Raw genomic sequence first — 10,661 nt, 5'->3', positions numbered from 1 at the left:
CTTATTCTCCTGTTAGTGGATTATAAGCAGTTACACAGAGTTTGGGAAACTCCCTCTCTGGGAGCGTGCTCTCAATTCAATCGATAGTCATTTAAATGGGTTAAAAGTGGCTAAATCCTGCCAAACAGCATCAAATACCTCGATACTATCTGCGCTACTTTTCTTACATGACTGCAACTTGTCTCATTTTTATCACTATTTTTAAAATCAGGACACGACCTAGACTACTAAAAAATGATATTTAAGCGTAATATTGGCTCAATATGAACGTTATTCCTAGACATTACCCAAAAGCTACTGTAAATATCCATCTCTAGCAAACCTTGATGGATTTTTTATCACTTTTTCAGCGAAATTAAATCTAAAAGTTACTTTAGTATTACCTGAACCAACAGGCTAAATCAAATAAAATAATTTCATAACTTATTGTAAATACAATGATAAATTATTGTAACGCTAATGTTTTGTGATTGAAATGTTTTTATCACTTTTTTATATAAAAACTTATTAACCTGACCACTGGACTACCCCATACTTTCTAGGGCTTATCCTCGTTTTAGAGAGGATAATAAAAATGAAGAACCACCCCAATATCAATAACCAATGAAGATCTAAAATAGGAATGTTATGAGCAAAATTGAAAAAATAGATGACTTTCATTTGACCATTGCAGAAATCAAGAAAAAAGACTATCCACAACTAAAAGAACTGATGGATCGTGTCTATGTTAACTTAGGTGGTGCTTGGTCTAAATATACTATTCATACTTTGATTGATGCTTTTCCAGAAGGTCAGATTGCCTTATTTGACCATGATCAACTGATCGGTATTGTCCTCTCTATGCGCGTAGATTATGCCAAATTCTCTAACCCGCATACCTACGATGATTTGATTGGTCAAAAAGAGATTATCAGGGATAATCCAGAAGGAGATGCTATCTATGGTCTGGATGCCTTAATTGATCCTGAATATCGTGGCTATCGTTTGGGTCGCAGGCTATATGATGCTCGTAAAGAGCTATGTCGTCAGTTGAACTTCCGCGCTATTTTGGCCGGTGGTCGTATCCCCAACTATCATAACCATCAAGACCTCACGCCAGGTGACTATATTGATGCCGTGGCGGCTCGTGAAATTCATGATTCTGCGCTGTCTTTTCAACTATCCAATGGCTTTATCGTCAAACGTATTTTGACTGCTTATCTACCAGATGACGCACAATCTAAAGGTTTTGCCACACTACTTGAATGGGCAAATATTTATTACGAGCCAAAAGACTATAAACCAAACACACGTAAGTCTGAAGTGCGGATTGGTGGTATTCAATGGCAAATGCGTGAAGTAGAATCACCTGAAGAGCTACTACAACAGGTTGAGTTCTTTGTTGATATCATGGCTGATTACAACTCTGACTTTGCCTGCTTGCCAGAATTTTTTAATGCGCCATTAATGGGTCTATGTGAATCAACTGATCAAAACGTTGCTATTCGCTTTTTGGCGGGTTATACCGAATGGTTCAAAAATGAAATATCACACTTAGCGGTCAGCTATAACGTCAACGTCATCACAGGCTCTATGCCACTGTTGGATGAAGAAGACACTTTATACAATGTCAGCTATCTATGCCGCCGTGACGGTACGGTTGAAGAACAGCGCAAAATCCATATTACTCCACATGAGCGCAGCGCTTGGGTCATTGAAGGTGGTGACGAAGTTAAAGTGTTTGACACGGATGCTGGACGCATCGGCATCTTGATTTGTTATGATGTCGAGTTTCCTGAACTTGCTCGTCTGATGGCATTAGATGACATGGACATTCTATTCGTGCCTTTCTGGACAGATACCCAAAACGGTTATCTACGTGTACGTCACTGCGCGCAAGCACGTGCTATTGAAAACGAATGCTATGTGATGATTTGTGGCTCAGTCGGTAACTTACCACAAGTTGAGAGTTTGGATATTCAATACGCACAGTCATCTATTTTTTCACCATCAGACTTTGCATTTCCGCATGATGCAATCATGGCTGAAACCACAGCCAATACCGAAATGGTATTCTTCTCTGACTTGAATCTCGACAAGCTTATTCACGTACGCAACGAAGGCTCAGTGCACAACTTGATTGACCGCCGTGACGATTTATTCAGCTTAAAGTGGAAAAAGAAAGCCAAGATTTCAGCAAGCAAGCTGACCGATGAGGAACGCCGAGAAAACTCAGGTAGCGTGCTTATCGGCGACCCTTTGCAAAATCGAGCAAAAAAACCGTAACAGATTGACATGGCACACTTGTAGTAGGCTTTGTAAATAAACGGCTAATTTTCAGCCGTTTATTTTTATCTACTCTCTACTGTTTATGTAATGACTATCTAGATAGTCAAAGTAATATAGGCAATCAAGATAAACCATCATTTGACAAAAATATGCAAACTAAAAAGCGGATGATATGACCACTGATATTGAGCAAACAGAAGTGAAATCAAAGAAGCGGCCAAAGCAAAAGATAATTTCAGCCATTAAGACGATAATGATATATGGTCTGATGTTTGCTGTGATTTATACTGCGGTCAACTGGTGGCGACAACCTGTCATGCCAGCCAATCCGCAGTTGCAACTAACAGACTATCAAGGACAAGCCGTTGACTTAGCCGCGCTGAGTCACGAGCAGCCAACACTGGTATACTTTTGGGGTACTTGGTGTTCAGTCTGTAGCTTCACCTCTCCAACTATTAATAAACTAGCAGCAGCAAATGATTATTCTGTCGTGACTATCGCTGTCCAATCAGGATTAAACCAAGAGTTGCAGAATTACTTGACTGAAAAAGACTTTGCTTTTACGACGATAAACGATCAAGAAGGTCTTATCTTCGATGACTGGCAAGGACAAGTGACACCTTCTTATGTCGTTCTAAAAGACGGTGAGATGACGCAAGGGCTAACGGGTATTCAGCCGCTTTGGTCATTAAAGTTACGACTTTGGTTATCATCCGTTTTTTAACAGACAGGAGTTTTTGAATAGGCAGTGCTGATATAAGTTTTTCTAGCCTCTCTCCAACTTAGTTTGCCTTTTCTAATCAGTAAAAGCCTGTCTATCTTATGGATAAACAGGCTTTTATCTTTGAGCATGTAGTATCTTCTATATTTTACGACATAAAACGCTGCGCGGCAGGCATTTTGAGCATTAATACCCAATAGATAGCCCCAGCTGGAATCAAGCTGGCATACCAAGAGACACTAGAAAAAATTAATGCAACGACAATACCTACAGCCATAGCAATCACTGCGGCCATATTGACACCTTTATAAGGACCATTTTCATCATAAAGTTTATCTATATCCAGTTTTTGCTTACGCAGGAAGTAATAATCCACTACCAAGATGGCAAATAAAGGGCCTAAGAATGCTGAGTAAGTCTGAATAAATAAGTTTAAGCCTGCTGCCGACTCATCTTTTACGAGCTCCCAAGGGAACGTACCAAAGGCCAATAACCCTACAAGCACAGCAGCGGTTTTGTACTTAATTTTAAAAATATCCATCAGTGCATAAGCGGGTGGTACCACATTGTTTAAAATATTGGTCGTCACCTGAGCAAAAGCAATGAACAGCATGGTAATCACAAGTAAAGGCTTATTGTCTACTGCACTCGAAAACACTTTGATAGGATCAACCTCACCTGTGGCACTGGTCACCATTAGTCCAATCAAACCCATAAAAAGCGTTGCCGGTAATATCGAGTTTGCATAAATAGCCACTTGACGAAACAGACCAACCTCTTCCTTTAGCTCACGTGAATAGTCTGAGACGTTCAACATCATGGTGCTGTACACGCCCAAAAACAACATCGTAGCACCCCAAAAAGGTGTGCCCCAAGTTCCTTCTACATTTATAAGGTTGGTCGATATGGCATCACCATATTTATTAATGACGCTAACGAACATATAGATCAAAGAACCGATAATAAAAATCGAGCCAATGTTTTCAAGCCATTTGATACCATGGAAACCAAGAACAGATAAACCAATCTGTAAAACCTGAAAACCGATGAAGAAAGCGACAAGGTTACTATAACCAAACAAAGCATCGGACACTAAGTTCAATGCTCCTGCACCTATCCAGCTCTGAAAACCAAACCACACAATAGCGGGCACTGAGCGAACCAAAGCAGGAATACGGCTCCCAGAAAAGCCAAATGCAGAGCGACACTGCACCATAAATGGGATGCCGTATTTATGGCCAGCGCGTCCATTAATCATCAAAGCTGCACCAATCACGGTACAGCCAATTGCTATAGCTAAGACAACTTGTAACAAGTTCAACGTACCAACCAAACCCGATCCAACGGTGAACGTACCAATAGATACACAACCACCCAACCATGCAAATAAATAGGACCAAGGGTCCATGATACGAGTGGTTTGAGGTGCTAGACTCTCTTGACCAACGGCCTTATGTTCAAGAGAGTCTACGCCTAGCGTTACTGTATTACCTTTTGCATTTCCCATCACTTTCTCCTTCCCTAAAAAGTATATTGAAAAAATCTATCGTTCGGTTACAAGTTCCTTAGCTTCGAGTCGTTAATGATTTACATGTGCAGTTATCCTTGATTTAACTTTTAATAGGCTGTGCATAAGCACCAATCTTGCTAGTTTTCAGGCCGCAGCCGACCAAGGCCTCAACCATACGTACCGCTACCGTTACTCCATCGATCACTGGAACCCCTGTCTCTTTCGTCAACCACTCTGTTAAATCAGCCATGCCCGCACAACCTAATACCACTGCCTCACAGTTATCTTCTGCTACAGCACGTAGAATCTCATCACGAACTTTTTCACGTGCGCCTGAATTAGGTTCTTCTAGTGCAAGTACCGGTATGGCCGCAGAACGTACACGTCGGCATCGATGGGATAATCCGTAACCATGAACCAAATCCTCAATGATAGGTATTGAGCGCGGTAGCGTCGTGACCACGCTAAACGAAGTCGATATCATACTTGCCGCCTTTACTGCCGCTTCACAAATACCTAGTACAGGTCCAGAAAAAACCTCACGGCAGGCATTGATACCTGGATCATCAAAACATGCTACTACCACACCATCGATGCCTTCAGCTTCAGCTTGCTGTACACGACTCAATAGACCTGGTACAGATATCGCTTCGTCATAATGTCCTTGAATAGAAGCAGGTGCATTTGTTCCTGAAGCACTGATAAGAACAGTATCAGCACTAACTCTTTGACGAGCACTGTCCACAATTTTATCTGTCATAGATACCGTTGAGTTTGGGTTCATTACTAGAATCTGCATAAAATCTCACTCTTCGTGGCTTTTGATATGGGAAAACAAAATATTGTTAATAATCATTGTTAACTATTTTTGTTAACAATACAATAGATAACTTCATTTTTGTTGTTAAAAGAAGGAGAGCACACTATAATTCCGGCTATGACTACATCAAAAACCAAAAACTTAAAAACGCAAACTGATGAGATGCCAGAACAGGCAATCATTAACTCAATCACGTCTGCAGTATCAGAACAACGCCTGCCTGCCGGAACAAAACTTGGTGAGCAGATGCTGAGTAACTTGTTCAACTGTAATAGGGCAAATGTCAGGCGTGCACTCTCAACCCTTGCTACGATGCATGTCGTACAAATACGACCTAATAAAGGTGCATTCGTCGCCACACCATCCCCTAAAGAAGCAGAAGATGTGTTCGAAGCTCGTCGTACTATTGAGCGCACTTTGGCTTGCAGCGTGATTAAAAATGCCGATGCAGAGGATATCGCTGATATGCGCCGTATGATTGCGTCTGAGGCCGAGGCGCGAAAACAAGGAAATAAGCCTGCGGAGCTACGATTGTCACGAGAGTTTCATATGAAATTCGCGACTATTGCAAAGAACCAAGTCTTAGAAAAGTTTTTAACCGAACTAACATTGCGCACCACGTTGATTATTGGTTTATATAATGAAGTGGGCTCTTCTAGCTGTGCCGAAGATGAGCATTTAGGTATCGTCAAAGCGATTGAAGCAAGAGACGAACAAAAACTTATTTTATTGATAGATGAGCATCTTCATCATTTGCAGTCTAGTCTTAACTTTGAACATAAAACAAATGCCTTTTCTACATTGGCAGAGCAGCTGACGATTACTACCACTTAGACATACTTTGTCTCTTGATTATGCATTTTGCACCTTGAACGTTTTAAGCATTTTGAATCAATTGCAGTAAATTGATTCAAAGTGTGACAACTTATTCATATCAAACAGGGTTTTTAAATTTCAAACACACCTTTTCCTGCTCAACACAGACTCTCTTGCGCCCTATTTTTAATCAGTGATTTGCCCTATAATAGATGGCTTTGATTGCATTAGCCGTCCTGACAGATTTAGAAATCATCGTTTTACGTATTGAATTGCATGACCATCTTTTTACTATATAACTAGATAAAGACACTACTTATGACCGAATCTATCGACTATAAAGACACGTTAAACCTTGCAGACACGCCATTTGCGATGCGTGCAAACCTCGCCAAGCGCGAGCCAGATTGGCTGGCTGCTTGGGAGGCAGATGATGTATATGGCAAAATTCGCCAATCACGTATCGGTGCTCCTAAATATATTCTGCACGACGGCCCTCCATACGCCAACGGTCAGATTCACTTAGGCCATGCCGTCAATAAAGTACTAAAAGACATTATCGTAAAATCAAAAACCTTATCAGGTTTTGATGCGCCTTACGTACCAGGCTGGGACTGTCATGGTCTACCAATCGAACAAAAGGTCGAAGCCAAAGTCGGTAAAGTCGGCAAAAAAGTATCTGCAACGGAGTTTCGTGGTCTATGCCGTGAATATGCGAGCACTCAAATCGAACTACAAAAAGCAGACTTTAAACGTTTGGGCGTATTCGGCGATTGGGACAACCCTTATCTAACGATGAACTTTCACCAAGAAGCCAATATCGTGCGTGCACTGGCCAAAATCTATGAAAACGGTCACGTCACTCGCGGTATGAAACCCGTCAACTGGTGCTTAGACTGTGGCTCTGCGCTAGCAGAAGCCGAAGTTGAATACCAAGACAAAGTATCCGACGCCATCTATGTAAGCTTTGACGTGCTCGATACTGACAAGGTTGCAGCCTTAGCTGACTTGGGCAATATCGCTGCCATCATTTGGACAACGACTCCTTGGACGTTGCCTGCCAACCAAGCCATCGCCGTCAGCCCTGACAGTGACTATAGTGTCGTCGCGACTGAAAAAGGTAATTTTTTATTGGCTGCCGATCTCGTTGAAACAGCAGTAGAGGAACTTAAATTAGAAAATAAAGGTGTCTTAGCAACGGTATCAGGACGTGAGCTTGAAGGTCTGCGCGCGCAGCATCCATTGATTGAAGACCGCCAAGTGCCGCTTATCTTAGGCGATCATGTGACTACCGATAGTGGTACTGGCTTAGTCCATACTGCACCCGGTCATGGTCTCGACGATTATATCGTGGGTCTTCAGTATAACTTGCCAGTTGAAAACCCAGTGAGCGGCACAGGTGTCTATTTAGATAGTGCTGCGGTGTTTGCTGGTGAACACATCTATAAAGCCAATCCTAAAATCATCGCGGCTTTGCAAGATAACGGTCACTTAATCAACCATACCAAAATTGAACACAGCTATCCGCATTGCTGGCGTCATAAGTCACCAATTATCTTCCGTGCAACGCCGCAGTGGTTTATCAATATGGAAGCCAAAGGTCTGCGTGAGCGTGCACTTGCTGACATTCCTGCCGTCAATTGGACGCCAGCATGGGGACAGAACCGCATCGAATCTATGATGAATGGTCGCCCTGATTGGTGTATTTCACGTCAGCGTACATGGGGTGTGCCCATCACTTTCTTTACTCATAAAGAAACAGGTGAGCTACATCCAAACACCCTTGAGCTGATGGAAGTCGCAGCACAAAAAATCAATGAAGGCGGTGTTGAAGCTTGGTTTGATGCCAGCTGTGAAGACTTCTTGGGCAGCGAGGCAGCTGACTATGATAAAGCAACTGATACCCTAGACGTTTGGTTTGACTCAGGAACGACGCATTTTGCGGTACTTGATCAGCGTGATGAATTGACCAACCCAGCGGATATGTATCTAGAGGGCTCTGACCAACATCGCGGCTGGTTCCAAACGTCATTACTGACATCCGAAGCCATATATGAGCGTCCACCATTCAAGCAAGTATTGACCCATGGTTTTGTGGTTGATGAGAATGGTCGCAAGATGAGTAAGTCACTGGGCAATATCATCAAGCCACAAGATGAAATCAATAAAACGGGCGCAGATATGTTGCGTCTGTGGATTGCCTCTAGTGACTACCGTTACGAGATGAGTGCTGGTAAGACAGTATTTAAAGGTGCAATCGATATGTATCGCCGTATCCGTAACACCTTACGTTTCTTATTGGCCAATACTGATGACTTTGATCCAGCCACCAATAGCGTTGATCTCAATGAGCTGGTTAGCCTTGATAAGTTCATCATTGAACGTGCGCAAACCGTACAAGCTCAAATCGTTAGCGCTTATGATGCAATGGACTTTCACCAAGTCACTCAGCATATCACCGCGTTTTGCTCGCAGGATTTAGGTAGTTTTTACTTAGATATCATCAAAGATCGTCAATACACCACGCAAACTGATGGACAGCCACGCCGCTCTGCCCAAACGGCTATTTATCATATCGCTCATGCGTTGATTCGTTGGATTACACCGATTCTGTCCTTCACCGCGCAAGAAGCGTGGGAAGTGTTAGAAGGTAAAAACGGTAACGAAGCAGGCTATGTATTCACCGAAGAATGGTATGAGTTCCCTGCTCTTGAGCTAAGCACTATCAGCAACGATGATTGGCAAAACATCATGCGTGCCAAAGACATGGTCAATAAACATATCGAAACCGCACGTGGCGAAAAAATCATCAATGCCAATCTCTCTGCTGATGTCACGCTATATGCAGATGGTGCAATGCACGAAAGCTTAGCCAAGCTTGGCGAAGAGCTACGTTTTGTACTCATCACTAGCAGTGCTACCTTAAAGCCAATGAGCGCTGCACCTGCTAAAACAGCAACTACAGAAGCTCAAACAGATAGTAGTACAGAAGAGTCAGCAGACTTGGTTGTAAATATCAGTGCGGCGGCTGGTACCAAATGCGTACGCTGTTGGCATGTCCGTGATGATATTGGTACTGATAGTGCTCATCCTGAGTTATGTGCACGCTGTGTGACCAATGTCAGCGGTGATGGTGAGGTTCGTCATTATGCCTAACTCAACAGAACCACCAGAGAGTAAGCAACCACGTATCCAAAGTGATGGCTCACCTGAACCTGCGCATGCGACGACTGGTAGCTCATCGACACCAAAAGGGCGCCTGACAAAAACGCCAAAAATAATCGCTAATGGCAGTCGTGCATTTACATGGTATCTGTTGTCATTGGTCGTCATCATCATTGATCAATGGACGAAATGGCTGGCTGAAACCAAGCTGACGTTTCATGAGCCAGTACCTGTAATTGAGCCATTCCTGAACTGGACATTGGCATATAACTACGGCGCTGCTTTTAGCTTTTTGGCAGATGCTGGTGGTTGGCAAAAATGGTTTTTTGCAGGATTGGCGTTATTGATGTCGCTGTTTTTAGTCGTATATCTGATTAAGGCACCACGTAAAGCCACGCTATTATCTTTCGGACTGGCATTGGTGCTGGGCGGTGCAGTTGGTAATCTAATCGACCGCCTGCTACATGGTCACGTCATCGACTTTATCCATGTACACAATGCTGATGTTTGGCATTATCCTATCTTCAATATCGCAGATATGGGCATCACTATCGGTGTTGCGCTGATTGTCATTGATATGCTGTTTTTAGAAAAGAAGCGTGAAGTACCACAGTCATAATTGCGTGTCGTTAGGTACACTGGTTTGATTTATAAATAGAAAAGGTGGGTTACGTATTCGTAATCCGCTTTTTTTTGGCTTAGGATTTCGCTACAATCAAATATTGTATATATTGAGAGATTAAAACTAGCCATACAGTCGCATGCTTATAAATGAAGATTGCTGATAAATTACGGCTTAGCTATATTAATATTTCTTATCGGTGCACTGGGTATAACTCACAAAAGCTATGGAAAAGTTATGACACAATACCCCGCTCTAGAAGTTAAATGTAAGTCAGGAGAAGAGTTTTTCCATATTGAAGGAGAGCCTCTCAATGAAAAATTGTTATCATTTTGGCAATGGTCTAGCTCTGATCTAGTAAGTAACACTATGAGAGGTATTTTAGCAGAATATATTGTTGCATCTGCTCTTGGCGAGAATCATAGTCATAGAGCAGAATGGGATGCATATGATATTAAAACTAAAGAAGGTATTAAAATTGAGGTGAAATCAGGTGCTTTTATTCAAACATGGCATCAAAAAAAATTATCATCTATTCAATTTAGTATACGTCCTACTAAAGGCTGGGATGCTAAAATAGATAATCGTTCAAATACAACGATGCGACAAGCAGATATTTACGTATTTTGCCTGCTAATACACAAAGAACAAGATACGATTGATCCACTTAATATGAACCAATGGGAGACCATCCCGAATTCTGTGTAACTGCCGTTTAGATTAAATGCTTGCTGATACG

Annotated in this window: 8 protein-coding genes; 6 read left to right on the top strand and 2 right to left on the bottom strand. The window is 42.2% G+C overall.

From position 1 onward, the window contains the following. Window positions 1–627: 627 nt before the first annotated feature. Both EI164_RS11330 and EI164_RS11325 read left to right on the top strand, forming a co-directional pair. Window positions 628–2,265 (top strand): carbon-nitrogen hydrolase family protein, encoded by a 1,638-nt coding sequence (locus EI164_RS11330; protein WP_192520070.1) that lies wholly within the window; start codon window positions 628–630, stop codon window positions 2,263–2,265. Between the two features lie 175 nt (window positions 2,266–2,440). Further along, complete coding sequence (locus EI164_RS11325) at window positions 2,441–2,992, top strand: protein disulfide oxidoreductase (RefSeq protein WP_192520069.1); 552 nt, start codon at window positions 2,441–2,443, stop codon at window positions 2,990–2,992. Window positions 2,993–3,137: 145 nt separating this feature from the next. Here EI164_RS11325 and EI164_RS11320 read toward each other — a convergent pair whose 3' ends face one another. Both EI164_RS11320 and EI164_RS11315 read right to left on the bottom strand, forming a co-directional pair. Then, on the bottom strand, window positions 3,138–4,496 hold the full coding sequence (locus EI164_RS11320; protein WP_192520068.1) for an NCS1 family transporter: 1,359 nt from the start codon (window positions 4,494–4,496) through the stop codon (window positions 3,138–3,140). Between the two features lie 103 nt (window positions 4,497–4,599). Next, entirely contained in the window at window positions 4,600–5,298 is a 699-nt protein-coding gene (locus tag EI164_RS11315) for an aspartate/glutamate racemase family protein (RefSeq protein ID WP_192520067.1), read from the bottom strand. A 138-nt stretch (window positions 5,299–5,436) separates the two neighbouring features. Here EI164_RS11315 and EI164_RS11310 point away from each other — a divergent pair, with 138 nt between their 5' ends. The 4 genes from EI164_RS11310 to EI164_RS11295 all read left to right on the top strand — a co-directional run bounded on the left by EI164_RS11310 (window position 5,437) and on the right by EI164_RS11295 (window position 10,630). Continuing rightward, window positions 5,437–6,153, top strand: a complete 717-nt coding sequence (locus tag EI164_RS11310) for a GntR family transcriptional regulator (protein ID WP_192520066.1) — start codon at window positions 5,437–5,439, stop codon at window positions 6,151–6,153. A gap of 300 nt (window positions 6,154–6,453) precedes the next feature. Further along, window positions 6,454–9,291 carry an isoleucine--tRNA ligase gene (gene ileS, locus EI164_RS11305; protein WP_192520065.1) on the top strand — a complete coding sequence of 946 codons (2,838 nt, stop codon included), beginning with the start codon at window positions 6,454–6,456 and terminating at the stop codon, window positions 9,289–9,291. Then, window positions 9,284–9,919, top strand: coding sequence for a signal peptidase II (lspA, locus tag EI164_RS11300; RefSeq protein WP_192520064.1), 636 nt, complete (start codon window positions 9,284–9,286; stop codon window positions 9,917–9,919). Before ileS ends, lspA begins: the two co-directional genes overlap by 8 nt. Window positions 9,920–10,159: 240 nt before the next feature. Beyond that, window positions 10,160–10,630, top strand: a complete 471-nt coding sequence (locus EI164_RS11295) for a hypothetical protein (protein WP_192520063.1) — start codon at window positions 10,160–10,162, stop codon at window positions 10,628–10,630. Window positions 10,631–10,661 lie beyond the last annotated feature (31 nt).

The sequence above is a fragment of the Psychrobacter sp. FME13 genome, from assembly GCF_014861395.1.
Classification (GTDB): Bacteria; Pseudomonadota; Gammaproteobacteria; order Pseudomonadales; family Moraxellaceae; genus Psychrobacter.
The sequence above is the reverse complement of the archived record's forward strand: the minus strand, read 5'-3'. Positions and strand labels throughout refer to the sequence as shown.

What these genes read in the sequence shown, in the direction of transcription:
- EI164_RS11330 (WP_192520070.1), top strand. Translation starts at nt 628, where the DNA reads ATGAGCAAAATTGAAAAAATAGATGACTTTCATTTGACCATTGCAGAA.
- EI164_RS11325 (WP_192520069.1), top strand. Translation starts at nt 2,441, where the DNA reads ATGACCACTGATATTGAGCAAACAGAAGTGAAATCAAAGAAGCGGCCA.
- EI164_RS11320 (WP_192520068.1), bottom strand. Translation starts at nt 4,496, where the DNA reads ATGGGAAATGCAAAAGGTAATACAGTAACGCTAGGCGTAGACTCTCTT.
- EI164_RS11315 (WP_192520067.1), bottom strand. Translation starts at nt 5,298, where the DNA reads ATGCAGATTCTAGTAATGAACCCAAACTCAACGGTATCTATGACAGAT.
- EI164_RS11310 (WP_192520066.1), top strand. Translation starts at nt 5,437, where the DNA reads ATGACTACATCAAAAACCAAAAACTTAAAAACGCAAACTGATGAGATG.
- ileS (WP_192520065.1), top strand. Translation starts at nt 6,454, where the DNA reads ATGACCGAATCTATCGACTATAAAGACACGTTAAACCTTGCAGACACG.
- lspA (WP_192520064.1), top strand. Translation starts at nt 9,284, where the DNA reads ATGCCTAACTCAACAGAACCACCAGAGAGTAAGCAACCACGTATCCAA.
- EI164_RS11295 (WP_192520063.1), top strand. Translation starts at nt 10,160, where the DNA reads ATGACACAATACCCCGCTCTAGAAGTTAAATGTAAGTCAGGAGAAGAG.